This window comes from Mesobacillus maritimus, from assembly GCF_044803185.1.
Taxonomy (GTDB): Bacteria; Bacillota; Bacilli; order Bacillales; family Cytobacillaceae; genus Mesobacillus_B; species Mesobacillus_B maritimus_B.
In genome coordinates, this window is the sequence record NZ_CP085225.1 from 4550881 (window position 1) to 4573001 (window position 22121).

Annotated in this window: 26 protein-coding genes and 1 riboswitch; of the genes, 11 read left to right on the plus strand and 15 right to left on the minus strand. The window is 39.3% G+C overall.

Annotated features, from left to right (window positions below; genetic code table 11):
* Window positions 1–19 precede the first annotated feature (19 nt).
* From LG336_RS22045 to LG336_RS22060, 4 genes are all read right to left on the minus strand, one after another.
* The gene (locus LG336_RS22045) at window positions 20–466 is read right to left on the minus strand and encodes a cytochrome c maturation protein CcmE (protein WP_404329612.1); all 447 of its coding nucleotides are present in this window, start codon (window positions 464–466) and stop codon (window positions 20–22) included.
* Window positions 467–1444, minus strand: coding sequence for a hypothetical protein (locus LG336_RS22050; RefSeq protein WP_404329613.1), 978 nt, complete (start codon window positions 1442–1444; stop codon window positions 467–469).
* A 355-nt stretch (window positions 1445–1799) separates the two neighbouring features.
* The gene (locus LG336_RS22055; protein ID WP_404329614.1) at window positions 1800–1979 is read right to left on the minus strand and encodes a glycogen biosynthesis protein GlgD; all 180 of its coding nucleotides are present in this window, start codon (window positions 1977–1979) and stop codon (window positions 1800–1802) included.
* A gap of 12 nt (window positions 1980–1991) precedes the next feature.
* A complete protein-coding gene (locus tag LG336_RS22060) occupies window positions 1992–2255 on the minus strand; it encodes a YtzC family protein (protein ID WP_404329615.1) in 264 nt (87 codons plus the stop codon).
* Window positions 2256–2507: 252 nt separating this feature from the next.
* Here LG336_RS22060 and LG336_RS22065 point away from each other — a divergent pair, with 252 nt between their 5' ends.
* Together LG336_RS22065 and LG336_RS22070 are read left to right on the plus strand one after the other, a co-directional pair.
* Window positions 2508–3476 (plus strand): TIGR01212 family radical SAM protein, encoded by a 969-nt coding sequence (locus LG336_RS22065; RefSeq protein ID WP_404329616.1) that lies wholly within the window; start codon window positions 2508–2510, stop codon window positions 3474–3476.
* Window positions 3473–4045, plus strand: a complete 573-nt coding sequence (locus tag LG336_RS22070; protein ID WP_404329617.1) for a class I SAM-dependent methyltransferase — start codon at window positions 3473–3475, stop codon at window positions 4043–4045. The genes LG336_RS22065 and LG336_RS22070 overlap by 4 nt, the downstream gene beginning before the upstream one ends.
* A 46-nt stretch (window positions 4046–4091) precedes the next feature.
* Here the strand turns inward: LG336_RS22070 and LG336_RS22075 are convergent, their stop codons facing one another.
* Both LG336_RS22075 and LG336_RS22080 read right to left on the minus strand, forming a co-directional pair.
* A complete protein-coding gene (locus LG336_RS22075) occupies window positions 4092–5180 on the minus strand; it encodes a tetraprenyl-beta-curcumene synthase family protein (protein WP_404329618.1) in 1089 nt (362 codons plus the stop codon).
* Between the two features lie 231 nt (window positions 5181–5411).
* Entirely contained in the window at window positions 5412–6215 is an 804-nt protein-coding gene (locus tag LG336_RS22080; RefSeq protein WP_404329619.1) for a lysophospholipase, read from the minus strand.
* Window positions 6216–6353: 138 nt separating this feature from the next.
* Here LG336_RS22080 and LG336_RS22085 point away from each other — a divergent pair, with 138 nt between their 5' ends.
* Window positions 6354–6881 carry a gamma carbonic anhydrase family protein gene (locus LG336_RS22085; protein ID WP_404333257.1) on the plus strand — a complete coding sequence of 176 codons (528 nt, stop codon included), beginning with the start codon at window positions 6354–6356 and terminating at the stop codon, window positions 6879–6881.
* Window positions 6882–7413: 532 nt separating this feature from the next.
* On the opposite strand, the gene asnB is transcribed toward LG336_RS22085, so the two are convergent.
* Together asnB and metK are read right to left on the minus strand one after the other, a co-directional pair.
* A complete protein-coding gene (gene asnB / locus LG336_RS22090; protein WP_404329620.1) occupies window positions 7414–9312 on the minus strand; it encodes an asparagine synthase (glutamine-hydrolyzing) in 1899 nt (632 codons plus the stop codon).
* 215 nt (window positions 9313–9527) lie between these two features.
* Window positions 9528–10727, minus strand: a complete 1200-nt coding sequence (gene metK / locus LG336_RS22095) for a methionine adenosyltransferase (RefSeq protein ID WP_404329621.1) — start codon at window positions 10725–10727, stop codon at window positions 9528–9530.
* 179 nt (window positions 10728–10906) lie between these two features.
* Window positions 10907–11037: riboswitch (SAM riboswitch) on the minus strand.
* Window positions 11038–11259: 222 nt separating this feature from the next.
* Between metK and pckA the strand changes: the two genes are divergently transcribed.
* A complete protein-coding gene (gene pckA / locus LG336_RS22100; protein ID WP_404329622.1) occupies window positions 11260–12846 on the plus strand; it encodes a phosphoenolpyruvate carboxykinase (ATP) in 1587 nt (528 codons plus the stop codon).
* A gap of 122 nt (window positions 12847–12968) precedes the next feature.
* Here pckA and LG336_RS22105 read toward each other — a convergent pair whose 3' ends face one another.
* Window positions 12969–13211, minus strand: a complete 243-nt coding sequence (locus LG336_RS22105; protein ID WP_404329623.1) for a DUF2584 domain-containing protein — start codon at window positions 13209–13211, stop codon at window positions 12969–12971.
* A 42-nt stretch (window positions 13212–13253) separates the two neighbouring features.
* The gene (locus LG336_RS22110; RefSeq protein ID WP_404329624.1) at window positions 13254–14036 is read right to left on the minus strand and encodes an alpha/beta hydrolase family protein; all 783 of its coding nucleotides are present in this window, start codon (window positions 14034–14036) and stop codon (window positions 13254–13256) included.
* Between the two features lie 115 nt (window positions 14037–14151).
* Between LG336_RS22110 and LG336_RS22115 the strand changes: the two genes are divergently transcribed.
* Genes LG336_RS22115 through LG336_RS22125 form a run of 3 tightly spaced genes read left to right on the plus strand, consistent with a single transcriptional unit; the run spans window position 14152 to window position 16721 of the window.
* On the plus strand, window positions 14152–15147 hold the full coding sequence (locus tag LG336_RS22115; protein ID WP_404329625.1) for an ABC transporter substrate-binding protein: 996 nt from the start codon (window positions 14152–14154) through the stop codon (window positions 15145–15147).
* 16 nt (window positions 15148–15163) lie between these two features.
* Window positions 15164–15934, plus strand: a complete 771-nt coding sequence (locus LG336_RS22120) for an ABC transporter ATP-binding protein (RefSeq protein WP_404329626.1) — start codon at window positions 15164–15166, stop codon at window positions 15932–15934.
* A complete protein-coding gene (locus LG336_RS22125; protein WP_404329627.1) occupies window positions 15921–16721 on the plus strand; it encodes an ABC transporter permease in 801 nt (266 codons plus the stop codon). Before LG336_RS22120 ends, LG336_RS22125 begins: the two co-directional genes overlap by 14 nt.
* A 465-nt stretch (window positions 16722–17186) precedes the next feature.
* On the opposite strand, the gene ytkD is transcribed toward LG336_RS22125, so the two are convergent.
* Together ytkD and LG336_RS22135 are read right to left on the minus strand one after the other, a co-directional pair.
* Window positions 17187–17645 carry an RNA deprotection pyrophosphohydrolase gene (gene ytkD / locus LG336_RS22130; protein WP_404329628.1) on the minus strand — a complete coding sequence of 153 codons (459 nt, stop codon included), beginning with the start codon at window positions 17643–17645 and terminating at the stop codon, window positions 17187–17189.
* Window positions 17646–17750: 105 nt separating this feature from the next.
* Window positions 17751–18071, minus strand: a complete 321-nt coding sequence (locus LG336_RS22135; protein WP_404329629.1) for a hydrolase — start codon at window positions 18069–18071, stop codon at window positions 17751–17753.
* 206 nt (window positions 18072–18277) lie between these two features.
* Here LG336_RS22135 and LG336_RS22140 point away from each other — a divergent pair, with 206 nt between their 5' ends.
* The gene (locus tag LG336_RS22140; RefSeq protein ID WP_404329630.1) at window positions 18278–18535 is read left to right on the plus strand and encodes a DUF6154 family protein; all 258 of its coding nucleotides are present in this window, start codon (window positions 18278–18280) and stop codon (window positions 18533–18535) included.
* A gap of 134 nt (window positions 18536–18669) precedes the next feature.
* Here LG336_RS22140 and LG336_RS22145 read toward each other — a convergent pair whose 3' ends face one another.
* Complete coding sequence (locus LG336_RS22145) at window positions 18670–19107, minus strand: Dps family protein (protein ID WP_404329631.1); 438 nt, start codon at window positions 19105–19107, stop codon at window positions 18670–18672.
* A 122-nt stretch (window positions 19108–19229) separates the two neighbouring features.
* Here LG336_RS22145 and ytzI point away from each other — a divergent pair, with 122 nt between their 5' ends.
* Window positions 19230–19409 (plus strand): YtzI protein, encoded by a 180-nt coding sequence (gene ytzI, locus LG336_RS22150; RefSeq protein WP_404329632.1) that lies wholly within the window; start codon window positions 19230–19232, stop codon window positions 19407–19409.
* Between the two features lie 14 nt (window positions 19410–19423).
* On the opposite strand, the gene LG336_RS22155 is transcribed toward ytzI, so the two are convergent.
* Window positions 19424–19897: an S-ribosylhomocysteine lyase gene (locus LG336_RS22155; RefSeq protein WP_404329633.1), complete on the minus strand. Its 474-nt coding sequence runs from the start codon at window positions 19895–19897 to the stop codon at window positions 19424–19426.
* Window positions 19898–20031: 134 nt separating this feature from the next.
* Here LG336_RS22155 and yidD point away from each other — a divergent pair, with 134 nt between their 5' ends.
* A complete protein-coding gene (yidD, locus tag LG336_RS22160; RefSeq protein ID WP_404329634.1) occupies window positions 20032–20286 on the plus strand; it encodes a membrane protein insertion efficiency factor YidD in 255 nt (84 codons plus the stop codon).
* On the opposite strand, the gene LG336_RS22165 is transcribed toward yidD, so the two are convergent.
* A complete protein-coding gene (locus LG336_RS22165) occupies window positions 20267–20830 on the minus strand; it encodes a beta-class carbonic anhydrase (RefSeq protein ID WP_404329635.1) in 564 nt (187 codons plus the stop codon). The two genes, yidD and LG336_RS22165, sit on opposite strands and share 20 nt — an antisense overlap.
* A gap of 190 nt (window positions 20831–21020) precedes the next feature.
* On the opposite strand from LG336_RS22165, the gene LG336_RS22170 reads away from it, so the two are divergent.
* The gene (locus tag LG336_RS22170) at window positions 21021–22007 is read left to right on the plus strand and encodes a metal ABC transporter solute-binding protein, Zn/Mn family (RefSeq protein ID WP_404329636.1); all 987 of its coding nucleotides are present in this window, start codon (window positions 21021–21023) and stop codon (window positions 22005–22007) included.
* Window positions 22008–22121: the final 114 nt, after the last annotated feature.

The following is a 22121-nucleotide window of genomic DNA, read 5'->3' on the forward strand; positions in this document are numbered from 1 at the left end:
GGATAACCACCCATCTGTTTTATTCCTGCGAGTCTTTGAAGATTTCCTTATGCATTTCACCATCATAATTCTCCATATCTTCCCCTTCATATTTCGAAGGACATTTCGTAAGTACTTTTTCTGCTTCAAAAACACCATTGTCACCAATAAATCCTTCAACAATGACAATCACATCATCTGTGAAATTATCTGGTTGAACTCCTTTGTAGTAGACCGGTAAGGCTAGTTCATTTTCGTCCATGATCTCAAAGCGCAGTTCAATCTTATCTGCATTCCATTGGATGGATTCCTTATTTAACAGACCCTCTGTCATAATGTAATCACCATCAAATTTATCAGCGCTATTAACAACTTGAGAAATCGTGATTTCTTTACTTCCTGCACTTGGCATCGATGAAAAGGCCATGATGAAGATGGCCACTCCCATAAGGGAAAGAGCAGTAATGATTTTTTTATTTTTTGACATTTATTTTTTACCTCCTACACTTTTAAGCAATTGATTGTATTCCTCTTCTGAAATGCTTCCATCCAGCAGCATCGCACGGAGTTTTGCCTTTTTAATGTCTGTTGAAGATTCCTTTGTCACCATTTTTCTTTTCTCAACTCTGTTTGTTGTCTTTTTCCTGAGAAAGAAAATCAGGAGCCCAGCAGCGATGACACTCACGCCTCCCACTACTGACACAATCATCCAAACCGGTATTTTTTCCTCGTTATTTGTAGAGGTTCCTTGTTTTGCAGTCCCCCCAGCCATTTCGTCCATAATTTCACCGGTTGTTCTTTCCTCAGCCCTGTCATATTCGAGTTTAATCGTTTTTTCCTCTCCAGGTTTCATTCCTTGTGACATATAAATGAACATATTCATGTTATAACTATTTTTTTGATGAGACTCAGCTTCGGGTTCTAGCTTAAACCTTTCAGTTTTGAGGGGTTCTACAAAAATAAGGTTCATCATCCCAATATCAGCGAAACTTTCGAAATGATACTCAAGTGTATTGCTTTCTTTCCCTTCCTTAATGCTGTCAGTGTAATATTCAATAACAAATCGGTATAGCTCTTGTGGCTGAATTTCTTCACTCGTAGTCCAAGAAATCGTTCCGGTCTCGCTATCAAGTTCATATTCAATTTCATTCATTTCAGATAAATCTTTGGAGTAATCAGCAATGAAACCAAGTTTGAAGTTTTTTTCCTCTACTGGGAGAGGGATTGCTATTTGTCCTTTTTGTGGCTGGTCACTATTGTTGATCAATGCGCCATGATAACCAATAAGTAATGGTGGGTTATCTTGCTTTTTATCATCTGGATGATGGGCGAATTCCGGCATCACCTGAATAGTTAACTCCTCCATTTGTAGCGGATTATCCGTGTTCTCTGCTGATACTATGGCTGGCATAAAGAATAGAATACTGAATATTAACGGCCAAATTCGTGCCTTATTCCTCATCATTTTTTAAACATCCTTTCAATGTTTTTACTTCGTGACAAACACGTGAACTTTTTCACAAGTGAAGGTGACTTTTTACAAGGATAATGCCTAAACCATGGGGCGTTATATATTTGGCCTGATTTACGGATTCAAAAGCATTCCCTTTTTACCTTTATGGGGCTGTTTTATAGAAGATATTCTCTACTCTATTTAAACCATTTCTGGAACCTTCCTATCTGTGACGAAAATCACGAAATAAATCTCAGATTTAGCCGTTTTGTGAACAGGACTAAAAATGGATTTTCTTACTCGATTTTTTACTTTATGTAAAAAAAAGCCTCATTTCAAATTGAAATGAGGCTTAAGCATCTAAATATTACCTAGATTGTTCTGGTTCAGGGTGGAACTTTGATTTAACCGGCTGTCCACCTGATTTTTCATATTTCCGCTTAGCTTTTTTTACTGGGTCGTGTTCGGCCGCAAATTCCATATCCTGATTGTTAATCCCGTTGCGCGTTTTTTGCTCTGGATTGTTTTGTTTGGAACGTTTTTTCATGATATCTCCCCCCTAATGATCCAACAAGATCATATTATTTTGGACTTGTTGAAGCTGGAGTCGCATCCGATGTAATTGCTCACGCTGTTGTCCATTACAGCTTAGAGCGAGCTTAGAGATATCATTAAAAGCTTGTTCTAATTGTTGCATGCTGTTTGTAAAGGAGTCATCATCATAATGTTCTTGCATGCTTGCTTTATTGTATTGCTCCTGGGCGTTTCTAATTGCATCCTCACATTGTTGGATATGTTCCTCGACTGATTGCCGCGTCGCCAATGAAAAGCCCCCCTTTTCCTTTAGGAAAAACCAGTAATGAGAAGTCTGAATGGTTTTGAACCTTCACTCAAAACGAAAGACTAGCCTAAAAATATGAAGCAAACTTGCTTCTCTTTTATTTTGTTCAGATTTGCTTATCCTATCACGCTTCCCTTTTGTATTTTGCTTCCATTCCCAAGAATGTAATTGGATAAGCCCTTTCTTCATGATACAATTCCACTTATGAAATTAAAAAACGGAGGCTCACTCACCTTGAATAACATAAATCCATTTCCATACGCTAGTGATAATAAGCGTTACCATACTTGGAACTATCATTTACGTCAGCATTTTGGGCATAAAGTTTTTAAAGTTGCTCTTGATGGTGGTTTTGATTGTCCTAACCGTGATGGCACCGTAGCTTATGGCGGCTGTACCTTTTGTAGTGCCTCTGGTTCTGGCGATTTCGCAGGGAACCGTGCGGAGGACCTAGAAGTTCAATTTCTTAAAATAAAAAATAAGATGCACACAAAATGGAAGGATGGCAAATATATGGCCTATTTCCAGGCCTTCACAAATACACATGCACCAGTCGATGTGTTGAGGGAGAAATATGAAACCGTCCTTAAGCAAGAAGGTGTTGTTGGTCTTTCGATTGCTACAAGACCTGATTGCCTGCCAGATGATGTTGTGGAGTATCTAGCAGAATTAAACGAGCGAACGTATCTCTGGGTGGAGTTAGGACTGCAAACGGTCCATCAACAAACGGCTGATCTTATCAACCGCGCCCATGATTACCAAACCTATATCGAAGGTGTCGCAAAGCTCCGCAAACATAATATTCGAATTTGTACACATGTCATTAACGGGCTACCACTCGAGACTCCCGAGATGATGATGGAAACCGTACGAGAAATTATTAAGCTAGATGTTCAAGGCATTAAGATTCATCTGTTGCATTTATTAAAAGGCACGCCTATGGTGAAGCAATATGAAAAAGGGATGCTCGAGTTTCTTTCCTTTGAAGAGTATGTAAATCTCGTTTGCGACCAACTGGAGATTTTACCGCCTGAGATGATTATCCATAGGATTACCGGAGATGGGCCTATCGATTTAATGGTTGGGCCTATGTGGAGTGTAAACAAATGGGAAGTGTTGAACGCAATTGATGCTGAGTTAAAAAAACGTGGAAGCTGGCAAGGGAAGTATTTTCCAAAAGAAATGGCAGGGGCTCAGGAATGAAGCTTGAAAGAATTCTCCCATTCGCTAGGCTATTGCTTGAGAAAGCCATAAACCCAGGAGACATTGCAATTGATGCGACAGTTGGGAATGGGCATGATACATTATTCCTATCACAACTCGTTGGCACGGACGGAAAAGTGTTTGGATTTGATATTCAGGAGCAAGCACTAGAATCTTGTTATGAAAAATTAAGGGCACAAAACGTTCAAGAGCGTGTCACTCTATTTCACAAAGGACACCAACATGTAGGTGATTGTGTTCCCCCTAGTTTTCACGGAAAAATAACAGGCGCAATTTTTAATTTAGGCTACTTACCAGGTGGAGATAAAAGTGTCGTGACTACCCCTGAGACAACGATTTCTGCGGTTAAGCAACTCCTCGAAATCCTTGCACCTGAGGGAATCATTGTGATTGTCATTTATCATGGGCACCCTGAAGGACAAATTGAGCGGGACAACTTGGTGGAGTATGTGAAAACACTTGACCAAAAAGAAGCACATGTATTGAATTATCAGTTTCTCAACCAAAAAAACAATCCGCCATTCATCATTGCAATTGAAAAACGATAAAAAAAGGAGCAGTACTTTGATTGTCAAAGCACTGCTCCTTTTTCACCTAACTCTTCGCAAGATTTCTTACTGTTGTCCACTTTTGTATTGTCCGATAAGCCTTTCCATTCAAGTAAAAGAAATAGCTGATTGGGCCACCACTTTTAATCATGGCTTTTGCTAGTTTTTTTACTTTCTTTTGTTGTTGAACTTTCTCATCGGATAAATAGATGCCCAGCAAGCCGCGATTAATTAATTGATGGAACTTTTTATGAGGAAGTTTTGCCGTATGATGGTCGGCGTGAATAAGGAAATGCTTCATCCTCTTAAATAAGGCTTCTTCATTTTCATAATAAAAACAGAAATTTAGGTCCCCTTCTTGTTTGTCTTCTTCCTGGTCAATAAAATAGTCGAGCAAAATATGAAGTCCTTGTATATAAGGAAAATATCCTTCGCGAATGCTCTCAGCAAACCCTGGTTTAAAATCCTCTCTTAATGCATAGGAGACAAGGCAGAAGATTCCAAGAGTTGAACCTGTACAAGCAGAAAACTCGAACCATTGCATTTCAGGCAATTGCTCCCGGTGGTGACTAAACCACTTTTTTAACCGAGGAACTCTTTCGTGTTGGACGACATGCTTATGTACTTGTAGATCACAATAGTAACGGCACAGTTCAAGTAAATATTCAGCGATGGCTTCATAGTTACTCATTTCCCTTAGTTCATTCCTACATGTTTGGACAAGAGCATTTAAATATCCGCCATCATCTTTATCCTCTCGCTCGCGGTAATAATCTCGAAGTACTCCATCAATACTCAAGGCATCCTCCATTGACTCATGCAACGCCGAAAAGTCAAGCGGGTCGAGTGAGGTGCTTCGATCACAAAGATTGTCAAGATAATCACTAATGGTTTGGTATGCCACGATAAATCGGATGGCCTTATGAAAGTTGCCTAGCGCAATTAGACTCATAATAGCGCCCCCTTCACAATGAAAGGTTTTCCCTTCAATACTAGCCAAAGCCTGGCTTCTTAGTTCCCTATTGGGAATGGCCTCTGCCCTTTGCTTCCAAATCGCAATCTCTTTGTGAACTTGTGGCAAAACCTTACGATAGACACGGTACATTAAACTAACTGGCATTTGCGGAATTGACATTTGGCCCTCCTTTTAATACGGCTCTTTTCTCAAACATTGTTGCTTACAGAGCTTAATAGAACTTTAATGCCATGTTTTTCATTGAAAAATAGCTTTAGCGTATGAGAAAAGAGCTGCAAACTTAGTAACGAAGCACAAAATTGCTTTTCTTGCGTTAAAATCGGCTTTAGGTAGTAAAAATCGGCTTTAAGATTTTTACAATTTTAACAACAAACTTTCCGATAACAGCCTTTAATATAGATACCCTATTGATTTCAGTTGACCAATGGCAAAATCCAGTGCATATTCAAAAACGGCTTTTCGTTCTGGTTCGTTGAAAATTTCATGATAATAACCAGGCCATTCCTTATATCGTTTTTCTGAAAGTGGAGCATGGTTAAACCATTCCTTCACAGCTTTTTTTTCAATAATTTTATCTTCTCCACTTTGCATCAGTAACATTGGGATATCCCTCGTTGTTTCAATATTTTCAAAAGCTTGTTGGATCGCTTCAAGCAATTCACTATACCATCCAACAGAAACTTTTTTTACATAGAGATTATCGTGTATATCAGCCTCTTGGACATCAATATTTCTTGTTGCCTCCTTAATCCCAAAACCTGGTTTTACGGTGTAAGTAGGCACCACGACATTCATAAAACGCAATCTGACATTTTCTAGTTTAGATGGCTTATGAACCAGGCCGAGACATGGAGAAGATAAAATCACCCCCGCCAAGTTCAATTGTTGCTCCTGTAGCATCCGAATTGATATTAGCCCGCCCATACTGTGCCCCAATAGAAAGACAGGTAGATTAAATTCGTAGGCTGCCTGAATCCATTCTCTTACTTCATGAAGGTAGTCATCAAAGGATTCAATATGACCTCGATTAGCTCTGGACGTTAACCCTTGTCCAGGTAAATCACCCATGATAACATGAAAGCCTGCTAACCGCCATTGTTCAATTAGCCAACCATATCGCCCATGATGTTCAAGTTCACCATGAACCATAACGATTACTGCTTTCGCTTCTCCATCCGCTTCCCACTTCCACATGTCCTTCCCTCCATTTTATACACTATATAGAGAACTATATTATATAATGAACAGAAAAGGGAAGCTTCAAACAACTTTCTATTTTTAGATAACTTCCCTATTTTTATAAAAAAAATTATTAATTTAGGAGCGTGCATGATGATTTACCCTTATAATGGAAAAACACCTAATATTGCTTCATCTGCTTTTATTGCCGATTATGTAACGATTACTGGAGATGTTGAGATTGGTGAAGAGTCCAGTGTTTGGTTCAATAGCTCTATCCGCGGTGACGTCGCCCCTACGATCATTGGCAGCAAAGTGAATATTCAGGATAACTCTGTTCTGCATCAAAGTCCAGGAAACCCGCTTATTCTTGAGGACGAGGTGACAGTTGGCCACCAAGTTATCTTACATAGCTGTATCATTCGTAAAAATGCCCTGATTGGAATGGGTTCGGTCATTCTTGATGGAGCAGAAATTGGTGAAGGCTCATTTATCGGTGCCGGCAGTCTTGTCCCACAAGGTAAAAAAATTCCGCCCAATTCACTCGCTTTTGGCCGCCCAGCAAAAGTAGTTCGTGAACTAAATGACGAAGATATTAAAGACATGCAACGGATCACCCGAGAATACGCGGAAAAAGCACAATATTACAAGTCATTACAGAAGAATTGGAACAGTAAATAAAAAAGGGTGTTTTCTAAAAATATCCAGGTTCTGTTTTGAAGTATAAAATATAAATTAACATTGCTTTTCGTATAGGAATTCGCACCAAAATTAAAAGACAGTTTGGCAAGTGAATCAGAAAAGAAAAATGCTTGGAGACATGCTCCAAGTATTTTTTATCCCAAGATAAGCACCGGTTAGCACTTTCCAAATCTTTAAGAATTGCCAGCAAATAATCTACTAAACTAAGGGGAGAAATTCCTCTTATTGAAGAATTAGCACGAAAATTAGATTAAATAGAGAGAAAGATTCCCCCTATTATCTCCGAAAACATGAAAATTGACCATTTTGCTTTGCCTTAGCGGGAAAAACTCCCCTTATCTCCCCCAAACAGAGCTCTATTCTGAAGGCTAACGGGAAAAACTCCCCTTAATTTAAACAATCAGAGGTGCGGAAAGCAACCACCTCTGGTTCAATAGCTAATAAGATTGCTCAAAAAGCCATAAAAAACACCCATGCTTAAGTGTTTGAATAAGCATGGGTGTTTTTTTTATTAATTTGTCTGTAGAGACTTGGTTTTCAGATATTCTTCTTCGAATGAGTATTTCTTTTCTACATAAATATCATGCCAGAGCATAAACACTAGAACCGTCCAAATTTTTCTACTATTATCCGCCTTATCTTGGCAATGGTCCTCTAATAGCTGAAGGACGTAAGATTTATTAATTAAATGGTCAGTATTGCTTTCCTTAATTAACGTTTTCGCCCAATCATTCATTTCGTTTTTAAGCCAATGACGGATTGGCACAGGGAAGCCCAGTTTTTTACGGGTTAGAACATGCTCTGGGACCACACCCTCTGCTGCTTTCCGTAAAATATATTTCGTTGTGCCATTTGCTGTTTTCAGGCTAGTTGGTATTTTAGATGCTACGTCAAAAACAGCTTTATCTAGAAACGGTACACGCAATTCCAAGGAATGTGCCATCGTCATTTTATCTGCTTTTAACAAGATATCTCCACGCATCCAAGTATGAATGTCAATATACTGCATACGATCAACAGGGTCATATCCACGGCTCTCTCCATAAAGAGGTTTCGTCACATCCGTGTAATGTAGTCCTTGCTGATAAGCATTCATTAACTGACGCTTTTCATCTTCACGGAAAATCTTCGCATTCCCAATATAGCGCTCTTCCATTGGAGTTACGCCACGCTCAATGAAGCTTTTCCCCTTCATTCCCTCAGGCATGATCCTTGCAAGTACCTTTAATAGTGATTTCAGGACAGAAGGAATTTTATTAAAGATTTCAAGATCCTGTGGTTCTCGGTAAATATTATATCCACCAAACAACTCGTCGGCTCCTTCTCCTGATAGCACAACCGTTACATGCTTACGGGCTTCACGAGCCACAAAGTAAAGTGGCACACATGCTGGGTCAGCGAGTGGATCATCCATATGCCACATAATCTTTGGCAACTCGGCCATATATTCTTCAGGTGTAATGACATAGCTTATATTTTCAAGTCCAAGCTTGTCTGCCGTTTCTTTGGCTACATCAATTTCACTGAATCCATTTTGCTCGAATCCTACTGAAAAGGTTTTGATTGCTGGATGAAACTCTTTGGCAATCGAAGCAATAATAGAAGAATCAATCCCACCTGAAAGAAATGAACCAACTGGAACATCACTACGCATATGAATCTTTACTGAATCGAATAAGACATCTCTTATTTCCTTCGTAAAGGCATCTTCGGATTTATGAACAGGCTGGAAATTTGCTTTCCAGTAGCGGTTCATTTCCATTGGCTTACCGATTTTCTTTGTGAAATAGTGACCTGGCTCAAGCTTTTGTATCCCTTTTGACATTGTATTTGGCTCAGGAACAAATTGATAAGTCAAATAGTGCTGAAGAGCTTCATAGTCAAGAACATCGTTTTCCAGTGCGAGGAGAATACTTTTCTTTTCGGAAGCAAAGTATGTTTTCTCTCCATCATCAAAATAAAAGAAAGGCTTAATCCCAAATGGATCTCTAGCCCCGTAGAGAAGCTGCTCTTGTTTATCCCAAATAATAAACGCAAACATCCCGCGAAGCTTTTCTACAGCTTTCTCTTTAAGATGGCTATATAAAGCAATAATTACTTCTGTGTCAGAATGAGTAGCAAATTCCAAGCCTTCCTTCACAAGTTCTTCACGAAGTTCAACATAATTGTAGATCTCTCCGTTAAAAATAATCCAGTAACGCTCATTTTCATAGGTCAATGGTTGTGACCCGCATTCAATATCAATGATGCTCAAACGACGAAAACCAAACTGAATATGGTCATCAAAGAAGTACCCTTCATCGTCAGGACCCCTGTGGGTAATTAAAGCATTCATATTTTTAAACAGCTGCTTTTGGTCATTGCTGTAGTTTTGTGCATTCTCATGTACACAACCGATAAAGCCACACATTATGTACGTCACCTTCTCCATTAAATTAAAATTAAATCACTCAGTTATTATAAAGATAAAAAGCTCTTTATGCATCCCTCTATATTACCACTAATTCATTTAATTTTGCATTCCCGACACGAAAAAGTTAAAAGGAAATCTTTGGTTCGTGTCAGGCACCACATGAAATATGGAAAAAGGAGTTACATTTTAGAATGCAACTCCTTCATCTCTGATTATAATTGTGCTTGCTCGTGGAGGCTTCCTGCTTTGTCTGTACGCTCCCATGGTAAATCAACATCCGTACGGCCAAAGTGTCCGTAAGCAGCGGTCTTTTTATAGATTGGTTTACGTAGGTCAAGCATTTTAATAATCCCAGCAGGACGAAGGTCAAAGTTTTTAGAGACAAGGTCAATTAAGACATCCTCACTTACTTTTCCTGTTCCAAATGTATCAACTGAGATAGAAACAGGCTTGGCCACTCCAATTGCATAGGCTAGTTGTACCTCTACTTTATCCGCAAGACCAGCAGCGACAAGGTTCTTCGCTACATAACGTGCAGCATAAGCAGCAGAACGGTCTACCTTTGTAGGATCCTTTCCAGAGAAGGCGCCCCCACCATGACGTGCATAGCCACCATAGGTGTCAACAATGATTTTACGGCCAGTTAAGCCCGCATCTCCTTGTGGTCCACCAATAACGAAACGACCTGTTGGATTAATAAAGTATTTTGTATTTTCATCAATTAGTTCTTCCGGAACAACTGGATTGATGACATGCTCTTTAAGATTCCGCTGAATCTGCTCAAGCGTCACCTCCGGATGATGTTGTGTTGAGATAACAATCGTATCGATTCTAACTGGCTTGTCGTTTTCATCATATTCCACGGTAACCTGAGTTTTGCCGTCTGGACGAAGATAAGGAAGAATCTCGTCTTTCCTTACTTTTGTCAAGCGGCGGGAAAGCTTATGTGCTAAAGAGATTGGTAGAGGCATAAGCTCTTTTGTTTCATTGCAAGCAAAGCCGAACATTAACCCTTGATCCCCTGCTCCAATCGCTTCAATCTCTTCTTCAGACATTTGACCTTCTCTTGCTTCAAGTGCCTGATCAACCCCCATTGCAATATCAGCTGACTGTTCATCAATCGCTGTTAGTACAGCACATGTCTCAGAGTCAAAACCGTACTTTGCACGAGTGTATCCAATACCTTTTACTGTGTCACGAACGATTTTTGGGATATCTACATAAGTAGAAGTAGTGATTTCTCCTGCGACTAGTACAAGACCAGTCGTAACAGATGTTTCAGCTGCTACACGGGCATTTGCATCCTTTGCTAAAATTGCATCCAAAATTGCATCAGAAATTTGGTCACAAATTTTATCAGGATGTCCTTCTGTTACTGATTCAGAAGTAAACAAACGGCGTCTTGTTGACATCTGGTTTCCTCCTAATTGTATAAAATACGTGAGCTCTATTTACAAGCTCTCGGATTGATACGGAACTCATTCCCTATGTAGTATGAAATAAACACTGAGCTTTTATGAGAAAAATACGCAAAAATAAAAACCTCTCCTGCTCTGAGGGAAAGGTTCGTTTGCTAAATTAGCGCCTTTCACTCTTATCGATCAAGGACAAATCCTTGCGTCAGGTTAGCACCTTGTTATATGAAAATTATGATCATAGCTTCACAAATAACAGGTTGCTGGGTTTCATTGGGCCTGTCCCTCCACCAGCTCGGGATAAGAGAGTATCCGTTCAAATCCCAATCATACGTAATCAAAAAATGGTTGTCAATGATTATGGTTTTTTGTTGAAAAAAGTTTTTTTTTGACAAGCCCATTTAGTCAGGATGAAAGGAATTTTTCAAATAATTAGAATAGACTATTAGAATAAATGTGTTATACTAATTATAAAGATGCGTATGCTTTCAGACCATTTAAAACCTATAAAAAGGAAGGTATTCATCAAATGAACGATTTAGAAATTAAAAATGAAGTGTCACAATTGTTAAAAGGGAATAATATTCAAATCCAACTTTCTGTTCCTCAATTAGTTGAAAAAGTACTGGCACGAAACGAAGGACAGTTAACGGCCACTGGGGCCATTTGCGCAACAACTGGTACTTATACGGGAAGGTCCCCAAAGGATAAATTTATTGTTAATGACTCCTTGGTCAGGGACAAAGTTGATTGGGGCAGTGTTAATGAGCCCATTGATGAAAAAGTGTTCACCAATCTTTATACGAAAGTTCTCAATTATTTAAAGGATCAGGATGAAGTGTACGTCTTCAAGGGGTTTGCAGGTGCAGATAAAAAACACCAACTTCCAATTCAAGTTATTAATGAATATGCATGGCATAACTTGTTTGTCCATCAGTTGTTTATCCGCCCAACAGAAGAAGAGTTGGTGGATCATCAAGCTGAATTCACCGTGATTTCTGCCCCTGGTTTTAAAGCTGACCCCAAGGTCGATGGGACGAAATCGGAAACGTTCATCATTATTTCATTTGAACAACGTGTTGTTTTAATAGGTGGCACTGAATATGCCGGGGAAATGAAGAAGTCAATCTTCTCAGTAATGAATTATTTACTTCCGGAAAACGGTATTCTTCCTATGCATTGCTCTGCTAACGTTGGTCGTGAAGGAGACGTAGCGCTTTTCTTCGGGTTATCTGGTACAGGTAAAACGACTCTTTCTGCTGACTCTAATCGCCGCTTAATTGGGGATGATGAACATGGTTGGTCTTCAAATGGCGTGTTTAATATTGAAGGTGGATGCTATGCCAAATGTATTAATCTATCAAAAGAAAAAGAACCACAAATCTTTGATGCGATTCGTTTTGGTTCAGTCCTTGAAAATGTTGTGCTTAATAAAGACAGCCGCCTTCCAGACTATGATGATGGAACACTAACCGAAAATACACGCGCTGCCTATCCAATTCAGGCAATTGATAATATTGTAGAACCAAGCATTGCTGGGCATCCAAACAGTATTGTTTTCTTAACTGCCGACGCTTTCGGTGTTTTACCACCAATTTCCAAGTTAACGAAAGAACAGGCAATGTATCATTTCTTAAGTGGATATACTTCCAAATTAGCTGGTACAGAAAGAGGAGTCACTTCTCCAGAAGCTACCTTCTCAACTTGCTTCGGGTCACCATTCCTCCCATTGCCAGCGACAACTTATGCTGAAATGCTTGGGGAGAAAATTGATGAGTACGGGGCAAGAGTATTTCTTGTTAACACGGGCTGGACAGGTGGAGAGTATGGTACTGGCAAAAGAATGAATCTTGCGTACACAAGGGCAATGGTTCAAGCTGCACTAGAAGGCGAATTAAACAACGTCGAAACCGTGAAGGATGAGATTTTCGGCCTTGAGATACCTTTACACGTTCCCGGTGTTCCCGATGAGGTTCTTCAGCCAATTAAAACCTGGGAGTCTGAGGAAGCTTACTTGGAAAAGGCTCGTGAACTTGCTGGGAAGTTCAAAGAAAATTTCTTAAAGTTCAATAATCTGTCATCAGATATTGAGGCTAAAGGCGGACCAGTTGCTTAATTAGCGTACTACAGAATTAAAGGGGCAGGGCTAATTTAGCCACTGCCTCTTTTTATGCGTAGAAAAAGATGATCTTTTAAATTCCAGTTCGCATTTACTACCAAGGTCTTGAGGTACTTTGGCTAGTTGGTAGAATTAAGCGATACCAGCTGGTAAACTAATATCGTTTTTTTCTCTGTCCATTCCATCTTTTTAATAATAGCCGTTCCACTTGTATCTCCCTCAATCGTCTTTTTTACTTCTAAAGGGATATCAATAGGGTAAAGTCTGTAACCTTCCTTTTTCAATTGGAATAGGTTTTCTTCTAATCTTTCTTCCCGGCCCTTTGTCACAATCATTGTATTAAGCTCTAATGGCATCCCCATACGAAATGCAGCTCCTTCCAGGATTCTCTCTTTATATTATCATTATTCAACTTGTTTTTTCATCCATTCAGTTAAATCTTTTACGACTAGTCTATTCACAGATGGAGGGAAATAATGGGTATATTGAGGAAAATACCAACTGGTAACAGACTTATCCAATTCCTTTAGTCTTCTCTCTAGGCGCACGGAGTGCTCAACTGAAACATTTTTATCTTGTTCCCCATGAATGATTAATACGGGTGCCTCAAGTTGCTCAAGGTTATATAAAGGGGTTCTAAACCGGTAACGCATTGGGAACTTCCCAGGTGTTCCACCAATCACCCGTTTCATCATTCTTCTTAAATCTTTCCTTTCAATATATGTTAGAGACATGTCACTAACTCCACCCCATGTCACAACAGAAGCTGCCTGAGGAAACTCAATTGCAGCCCATAAAGCCATCACACCGCCTCGTGAAAATCCAAATATGTGGATTCGTTCCACCTCAGGTAAAGACATGAGTAACTTATAGCCAGCAAAGGCATCTTGTCTATCCTGGCCTGCAAAGTCCTCATTCCCTTCCCCTCCTTGATTCCCTCGATAAAAAGGAGCAAAAACGATAAACCCTTCAGAAGCAAACTGAGCAATCCTTGCTGGTCGAACTTGACCAACATTTTTAATTCCACCACGTAAATATAAAAAACCGTCCGTAGTTTTTTTCTCAATTGGCTTCGCTAACAGCCCCTTCACCTTTAACCCTCCAGCATAATAAGTAATGATAAAAAGACTTACCTTTGGGTTCGGCGAAGGAAATTTAATCTGTGAAATAATTTTGCCATCTATCATCACGATGTCTCCTTCTTCTATAACGTTCCTCCTTTTATTATAGGCATTCACACATTTTTACGCTCATCATACGATATCGTAAAAAGATTTAGCCCAATTTGAGGAGGTTAATACAATGAAAAAGTGGATAAAACCTGGTTTAGCTCTACTGCTTAGTCTTGTTCTCATAATCCCTTTAGCTGCTTGTGGACAGGAAAAGAAGGAAACGATACGAATTGCAGAAGTAACCCGTTCCATTTTCTATGCACCACTCTACGCAGCACTTAATGAGGGATTTTTTGAAGACGAGGGGTTAGATATTGAACTAACAACCGTATGGGGCGGTGACAAAGTCATGACGTCACTTCTATCCGATGGAGCTGATATCGGTCTTGTTGGGTCTGAAACCTCCATTTACGTTTATGCTCGCGGAGCGAGTGACCCGGTCATTAACTTTGGGCAGCTTACACAAACCGATGGAACCTTCCTAGTTTCCCGAAATGAAGTAGAGGATTTCACTTGGGATCAATTAAAGGGCTCTACTTTCCTTGGTCAGCGGAAAGGTGGTATGCCTCAGATGGTTGGTGAGTTTGTTTTGAAAAAGCACGGAATTGACCCACAAAACGACCTCAACTTAATCCAGAATATTGATTTTGCAAATATTTCGAGTGCGTTTGCCAGTGGCACAGGGGAATATGTCCAATTATTTGAACCGCAAGCAAGTATTTTTGAAAGAGAAGGAAGAGGACATATTGTTGCCTCTTTTGGAACAGAATCAGGTCATGTTCCATATACAACATTTATGGCGAAACAAAGCTTCATGGATGAGAATGACGAAACAGTCGAGAAATTCACCCGGGCCTTATATAAAGCCCAACAATGGGTAGCAAACACTGATTCTAAGAAGATTGCTGAAGCCATTCAACCGTATTTTGAAGATACTGAACTCGAAATCCTTGAAATGGCAGTAGACCGCTATAAAAGTCAGGGTTCTTTTGCTACTGACCCGATTCTAGATGAAGAAGAATGGAATAATCTCCAAACTATTATGGAGGAAGCTGGCGAGTTACCAAAGGAAGTTGGTCATGATGAGCTTGTTAATACAACGATTGCAGAAAAAGTGATGAATTAAAAGGAGGACGCAGCCAATGGACTTCTTAACAATCAAAAACTTGCATCACACCTACTTTACGAAAACATCCGCAACAACTGCTCTCAGTGATATTACCCTAGATGTTAAGGAAGGTGAGTTCATTTCCTTCCTTGGCCCAAGTGGCTGCGGCAAAACCACTCTCTTATCCATTATTGCTGGATTGATTGAACCAACGGGAGGTTCGGTCCTACTAGAAAATAAACCAATTAAAACTTCTCAAAATGATATTGGATATATGCTTCAGCAGGATTATCTATTCCCATGGAAAACGATTGAAGAAAATATCCAACTTGGGCTAAAAATAAACGGAACTTTAACGAATGAAAAGAAGAAACATACATCAAATCTGTTAAAGCAGATGGGGCTTCATCATGTTGAAGCTTCTTATCCGAAACAACTTTCAGGCGGCATGCGCCAACGGGTTGCCCTTGTACGTACACTAGCCACTGAACCAAAACTGTTAATGCTCGATGAACCATTCTCTGCACTCGACTTTCAGACAAAGCTAAAACTCGAAGACCTCGTTTCTAATACGTTAAAGAATTTCAATAAAACAGCCATTCTTGTTACTCATGATATTGGTGAAGCAATTGCGATGAGTGACCGAATAATCCTTTTCTCTCCAAGTCCTGGTAGGGTTCATAAAACCTTTTTAGTCCCTGATGAGCTCATAAATCTACCACCTTTTAAAGCTAGAAATCACCCTGTGTATACCGAGCTTTTCCAGACTATATGGAAGGAGCTGGAGTCTCTTGACGAAGAATGAAATTAAAAGCCTGCATGAGCAATATTTAAATAGCCTAAGAAAAGAGAAAAGGATTGTCCGCTTTGTCCAAGTGCTCATTTTTATCTCATTTTTTTTGTTATGGGAATTGGCAAGCAAACAACATTGGATTGACCCACTTATTTTCAGTTCGCCAACTAAGATATGGGATTTGTTTATTCAAAAGTCCGTTGATGGGTCCCTTGCCGCAAATATAGGAATCACTGTAACGGAGACCATTTTAGGATTTTTAGCCGGTACCATACTAGGAACGATGTTAGCTGCTCTTCTTTGGTGGTCCCCGATTCTTTCAAAGATCCTTGACCCCTTTTTGGTCATATTGAATGCAATGCCAAAGGTAGCACTCGGTCCTATTTTAATCGTTGCTATCGGTGCAAACATGGCATCTATCGTTGCAATGGGAACACTCGTTTCAGTGATTATTACCACGATTGTTGTGTTTACATCCTTTAAGGAAGTAGACCCTAACTATATAAAAGTACTCCAAATCTTTGGAGCAACTCGTACGCAAAGCTTTAAGGAAGCCATTTTGCCGGCTTCGTTTCCAACCATCATCTCTACCTTAAAGGTGAATGTCGGGTTATCCTGGGTTGGAGTCATTGTTGGTGAGTTTCTCACATCTGCACGAGGACTTGGATATATGATTATATACGGTTTCCAGGTATTTGACTTCACGCTTGTATTCTTATCATTATTAGTAATTGCTGTATTCGCAACCATCATGTATCAGCTCGTAGAACTTCTTGAAAAAAAGCTTATCCAAGATTGAAAAGCGGAAGCACCCTGTTCAGCGGCGTATGGCCTGGAGCCCTCCAACCGAGATAAAGGAAACACGAAGAGCGATAGCGATTCGATGTTGACTTATCGCAGGGCGGAGAGCGAAGGACACTAGCCGCTAGGGTGCTGGAGCTAGACAAATTGAAAAGCGGAAGCGGCTCGTTCAACTCCGACTGGCATAAGACAAACCGGAATAGAAGGCGCCCTTTGCCTTCAATTCCGGGGTGGCTTATGTCCCGAGGAGTTAGCCGCTGGAGCTAGACAAATTGAAAAGCGGAAGCGGCTTGTTCAACTCCGACTGGCATAAAACAAACCGGAATAGAAGGCGCTCTTTGCCTTCAATTCCGGGGTGGCTTATGACCCGAGGAGTTAGCCCTGGAGCGAGACAACTCTCAAATGTAAAACTTTTATGTAGTTCGCATCCCACAAGAACGGCCGGTTTACTGTCCGGCCGTTTCTACTTTATATGCTCAAGACTAAGCCTGATAACCTCATCTTTCATGATGAAGCTATAATGCTTTTTGTGCACTTCCCTTAGAATGTCACCTTCAATAAAAACTGGTCCGTTTGTTTCAAAATAGTTTTTCTGTGGGACTATTTCTTCAAGCTCAGCGAAATAGACTCGTTTTTCAAAGGTGCCATTCTCATCCTGCACTTCATATTCTCCAATAAAATGGAGATTTTGAACTTGCCCACCTGTTTCCTCCAAGACTTCCCGAATTGCAGCTTGTTCGAGCGTCTCACCTTTTTCTCTCTTGCCTCCAGGGAACTCCCATCCCCTTTTTTTATGGTCCGTCAACACCCATTTCCCATGATATCTACAGATAATTAGTACATGATTAGGTTCAGGTCCGAAGGCATTTTCTTGAAAACTCAGTGTTACATCCGCCCCATTTATATCCTTAAAATATTTCATATTCTCCTCCACCGAATGCATATTCTTTTACTAATAATTATACAATGAATGGAGAAATAGAAAAGCGGAAGCGCACTGGTCAAATAGGCAATGTTTTCAGATTCCCTATTGTTTCGGGAGAATTCCCATGCTTTCAATATGTTTTTTCGCTTCAGTGTCACCTAACTGATAGATCATTTCATAAATTCGAAGCAGGCTCCCATCCTGGGCATGGTTTTCCTTATCGTTATGGTACTCATCAAAAGGGATATGGGCTCTCAGAAAATTTTGGATACCCATATGATAATTGTAATTAAACTCTTCCCTTAATTGAGTGATTTCTTCATCGGTTGCCTCAATTTTAAAATTCCATGTTGAGGCAGAAACACTTTGAGATATTTCTCCACTGCTAAGATCAATGTAATAGGTTTTCTTACTTTCCTGCATTGAAACTCACTCCTTTGAATATGAGTTTCCCCAGCTTTCCCACTTACTAAACGAAGATAAAACTATAGTCTGAAACCGTTTCATGGTAAAATTAATGTAGGAAGTCAAATAGGGAATAATTATTCTGGTGGAGGGTATCTACTATATATAAAATAATTAATAGAAATTTGCATTAGGCCAGAAAAGCAAGGAATGGGGTGAGAAAATTGAAATTAGTTGATGAGCTATTTGAGTTGTATCGAGATAAGCTGACTGGGGATGAAGAGGATATCGATATGCTTGCATTTGCTTTTCTTGAGGAAATGAATCGAGAGGATTTAATCCATATTATTAAGGAACTTGATACGCAAGAACTTTATGATTTAATTGGGGTTTATCTAATTGAGAGCCTAAAAGGTAAGTTTGCCCAAGAGGAATATGGTCAACAACGGACTTCTTTGTTTCAATCTCGCAATATCCACTAATTTTTCTACATAATCACCAGCCCCCTGATTTTTAAAACAGGGGGTTTTTTGTTCAAATCCTCTTTAATATCCAATACCTACTAGTAGAATGTTAAAAATCCGCAAACGATTATGAATCGCTTGCGGAATATTTTCTACCCGAGGTAGGCTTTGAACATCCATAGGTGTTTTCTTACATTTTTCTTTACACCTAGAAGCATGTCGGCGGTCCCTTCGTCTTCTGCTTGTTCGGCTAGATTAATGGTTGCTTGTAGCTCATCTACTAGTTTGGCTAAATCTCCACTTAAGGTTCGAACCATGTCTTCTTCACTTTCTGTGTCACTTGCTTCTTCAACGAAAGATAGTTCCAAACACTCCTTTAGAGTGCCAACAGGCTTGCCTTCAAGTGCTAGGATTCGCTCAGCAAATTCATCAATTACCAGTGCTGCCTCATCATAAAGCTCCTCGAACTTTGCATGTAAAGTAAAGAAATGTGGACCCTTTACATTCCAATGGTAATTATGCAACTTCGTATACAGTACAGTCCAAGTTGCGACTTGTTTGTTCACAGATTGAATTAATTCGGTTGACATTGTATCATCCTCCTGTAGATTATCTTCCCCCAATAGGACAGGCTAAAACATTTTAAGTACTTTATCTGGGAAGAATGAAAAAAAACATGCTACAATCATTTTGAAGCAAAGGAGGTCTTTTTATGCTAACCGTACTTATTATTTCAATTATCATCGTCTTTATTGTTCTCATTTTAGCTGTGACAACTACATCTAAGGCCTATACTTATAAGCATACAGTCGACCCCATTGAAGATAATCCTCATCTGCAGTCAAAGTTAAATGAAGAAGAGGAACAGAAAAAAAATAACGAAGCCCAATAAGGCCTCGTTATTTTTTATGCAAACACTTGCTTTAATTCTTCTTTACTTTGCGTTAACCAGAAATTCATTAAACGTTTTGCTCCATCTAAATCATGAAGCTTTGCTTGTCCGCATTGTTTTTCGTTCGCGGCTGGAATTTCAGTGATTTCAACTGCTGTTTTCATGGTATCCTCTAATAAATCAATGATTTCCTCAACGGATGGTGTCCCACTAACAACTAAATAATATCCAGTTTGGCATCCCATCGGGGAAATATCAATAATATCAAAATGACTATACTTTTCAGCATGTTCGCGTAGATTAAACGCTAGCAAATGCTCTAAAGTATGGATTGTGTCAGGCTTCATTGCCTGTTTGTTTGGTTGGCAAAAACGAATATCATATTTATTCACGACACCGTCGCTTCCCACTTTATGGACACCACAATGTCTCACATAAGGAGCTTTGACGGCATTATGATCAAGTTCAAAACTTTCAACTGAAGGCATTTAATATTCACTCCCTTTTATATCTCATCCTATCATACACGAAATATTGAATAATTTAAATTAAGATGCACCTAATTTCCAAATTAAAACGAAGTTATGATATTGTATCTACATATATATAGGAGTGATTAAATATGGTTAAAAGAATGTTACTAGCTTTGTTTCGTTTTTATCAGGTCGTTATTTCCCCTTTAAAACCTCCAACCTGTCGTTTCTACCCGACCTGTTCACATTACGGTATTGAAGCTGTGAGCAAACATGGAGCTTTAAAAGGTGGGTGGTTAACCCTTATTCGAATTATGAAATGCCATCCTTTTCATCCAGGAGGGTTTGATGATGTACCTGAGGAATGGCCAAAAAGGGAAAAGACTAATCCTCATAACCATTGATGACCAAATCAAGCTTTCCGGTTGAAGGGTCAATCACCAAACCGTGTACTGGTATATCTTTCGCCATTAGCGGATGGTTTTTAATGACATCCACACTATGAGCTACGCTTGAATTGACATTTTCAAAACCGTGAAGCCATTCTTTCACATTGATACCAGAATAGGTCAGGGTGTCAAAGATATCATCATGAATTCCACGTTGTTTCATTTCTCCCATGATTCCTTCAGGCTTCATTCCACTCATTCCACAATCATGATGTCCAATGACTAATACTTCTTTTGCTTGTAATTGATAGACAGCAACTAACAAGCTCCGCATGATACTCCCAAAAGGATGAGTAACTAGTGCTCCCGCGTTTTTAACAATCTTTACATCGCCATTTTTCACATTTAGTGCATTCGGTAAAAGTTCCAGTAATCTTGTATCCATGCATGTTAGAATGACCATCTTTTTGTTCGGAAACTTTGTTGTTTCAAACTGCTCATACTTCTTTTCATCAACAAAGTCTTTATTATAATCTAAGATATTTTGAAGTAAACTCAATTTCCTCATCCCTCTTTCTAAAAATTATCTTTTTATTAATATACATGAATTTTCCCACAATGAAAAATCCCTTGCATTTCTGGTGAATATTCTGTAAGATACAGAAAGAATAAATCGTAATCATTACGTATTAGTTATAACAGATTTTAAGCAGAATTCAATCTGCACAGATTGATCGGAGGAACGAATTATGAAGAGATACCCTTTTTACGGAGCTATAGGACTATTAATAGCTTTGTTGCTCACCGGTTGCGCAGAAGATACAAGAGAGGAAAGTAATAACACTGATGTCCTGCAAGTTTATACAACTGTATATCCTTTACAATTCTTCACTGAAGAAATTGGTGGAGAGCATGTCGAAGTAGCTTCTATCTACCCTCCTGGTGCTGATGAACATACATTTGAACCATCACAAAAGGATATGATGAACATCGCAGATGCAGATGTATTTTTTTATGTAGGGCTTGGACTAGAAGGATTTGTTGAGAAAGTGAAAGGCACGCTTCAAAACGAGAAAGTTGTCCTTCATGGTGCTGGGGAACAAATTGATATAGATCATGACGACGCAGAGCATGAAGAGGAACATGCAGAAGAGGAAGAACATCATGACGAGGATACCCATCATTCAGAAGAGGAAGAACATGAACATGGCGGTGTAGATCCACATGTCTGGATAGACCCTTTTTATGCCAAAGAACTGGCTAAATCCATTAAGGATCAATTAACAGAGCAACTACCTGCTCACAGTGAACTCTTTGAGGAGAACTATGAGAAACTGGCTACAAATTTAGATCAATTAGACGCGCAATTTACTGAACTGGTTGAAACAGCTAAACATAAAGAAATCATCGTTGCTCATTCTGCTTATGGTTATTGGGAAACTCGGTATGGCATAAAACAAATTAGTATTTCTGGAGTGTCCACAACGAGCGAACCTTCACAAAAAGAATTGCAGACACTAATTGAACATGGAAAAGAAGCGGGCTTGAACTATGTCCTATCCGAGCAGAACTACCAGTCTAAATTAGCTGATATTGTTCAAAAGGAATTAGGAGCTCAATCCTTAACCCTCCATAACCTATCTGTTCTTACCAATGATGATATTGCTAAGGACGAAACATACTTTAGTATAATGGAAAAGAACCTTCAAACTTTGGAAAAAGCTTTGAATGAATAACCTCCTATTATTGGGAGGTTTTTGTTTTTAATTTGAGAATTGACCAGTTCATTTTAACATGCGCTTCCTAATTTTGTTTAGAATGAACCTCTCACTTTAAGCGAAAAATAAAAC

Excerpts from the sequence above, each read along its gene's own strand:
- LG336_RS22110 (WP_404329624.1), bottom strand. The coding sequence starts at position 14,036 with ATGATAGATGGCAAAATTATTTCACAGATTAAATTTCCTTCGCCGAAC.
- LG336_RS22145 (WP_404329631.1), bottom strand. The coding sequence starts at position 19,107 with ATGTCAACCGAATTAATTCAATCTGTGAACAAACAAGTCGCAACTTGG.
- LG336_RS22070 (WP_404329617.1), top strand. The coding sequence starts at position 3,473 with ATGAAGCTTGAAAGAATTCTCCCATTCGCTAGGCTATTGCTTGAGAAA.
- LG336_RS22155 (WP_404329633.1), bottom strand. The coding sequence starts at position 19,897 with ATGCCTTCAGTTGAAAGTTTTGAACTTGATCATAATGCCGTCAAAGCT.
- LG336_RS22115 (WP_404329625.1), top strand. The coding sequence starts at position 14,152 with ATGAAAAAGTGGATAAAACCTGGTTTAGCTCTACTGCTTAGTCTTGTT.
- ytkD (WP_404329628.1), bottom strand. The coding sequence starts at position 17,645 with ATGAAATATTTTAAGGATATAAATGGGGCGGATGTAACACTGAGTTTT.
- pckA (WP_404329622.1), top strand. The coding sequence starts at position 11,260 with ATGAACGATTTAGAAATTAAAAATGAAGTGTCACAATTGTTAAAAGGG.
- LG336_RS22085 (WP_404333257.1), top strand. The coding sequence starts at position 6,354 with ATGATTTACCCTTATAATGGAAAAACACCTAATATTGCTTCATCTGCT.
- LG336_RS22080 (WP_404329619.1), bottom strand. The coding sequence starts at position 6,215 with ATGTGGAAGTGGGAAGCGGATGGAGAAGCGAAAGCAGTAATCGTTATG.
- LG336_RS22045 (WP_404329612.1), bottom strand. The coding sequence starts at position 466 with ATGTCAAAAAATAAAAAAATCATTACTGCTCTTTCCCTTATGGGAGTG.
- LG336_RS22075 (WP_404329618.1), bottom strand. The coding sequence starts at position 5,180 with ATGTCAATTCCGCAAATGCCAGTTAGTTTAATGTACCGTGTCTATCGT.
- asnB (WP_404329620.1), bottom strand. The coding sequence starts at position 9,312 with ATGTGTGGCTTTATCGGTTGTGTACATGAGAATGCACAAAACTACAGC.
- LG336_RS22135 (WP_404329629.1), bottom strand. The coding sequence starts at position 18,071 with ATGCAGGAAAGTAAGAAAACCTATTACATTGATCTTAGCAGTGGAGAA.
- metK (WP_404329621.1), bottom strand. The coding sequence starts at position 10,727 with ATGTCAACAAGACGCCGTTTGTTTACTTCTGAATCAGTAACAGAAGGA.
- ytzI (WP_404329632.1), top strand. The coding sequence starts at position 19,230 with ATGCTAACCGTACTTATTATTTCAATTATCATCGTCTTTATTGTTCTC.
- LG336_RS22120 (WP_404329626.1), top strand. The coding sequence starts at position 15,164 with ATGGACTTCTTAACAATCAAAAACTTGCATCACACCTACTTTACGAAA.
- LG336_RS22055 (WP_404329614.1), bottom strand. The coding sequence starts at position 1,979 with ATGAAAAAACGTTCCAAACAAAACAATCCAGAGCAAAAAACGCGCAAC.
- yidD (WP_404329634.1), top strand. The coding sequence starts at position 20,032 with ATGGTTAAAAGAATGTTACTAGCTTTGTTTCGTTTTTATCAGGTCGTT.
- LG336_RS22105 (WP_404329623.1), bottom strand. The coding sequence starts at position 13,211 with ATGGGGATGCCATTAGAGCTTAATACAATGATTGTGACAAAGGGCCGG.
- LG336_RS22170 (WP_404329636.1), top strand. The coding sequence starts at position 21,021 with ATGAAGAGATACCCTTTTTACGGAGCTATAGGACTATTAATAGCTTTG.
- LG336_RS22050 (WP_404329613.1), bottom strand. The coding sequence starts at position 1,444 with ATGATGAGGAATAAGGCACGAATTTGGCCGTTAATATTCAGTATTCTA.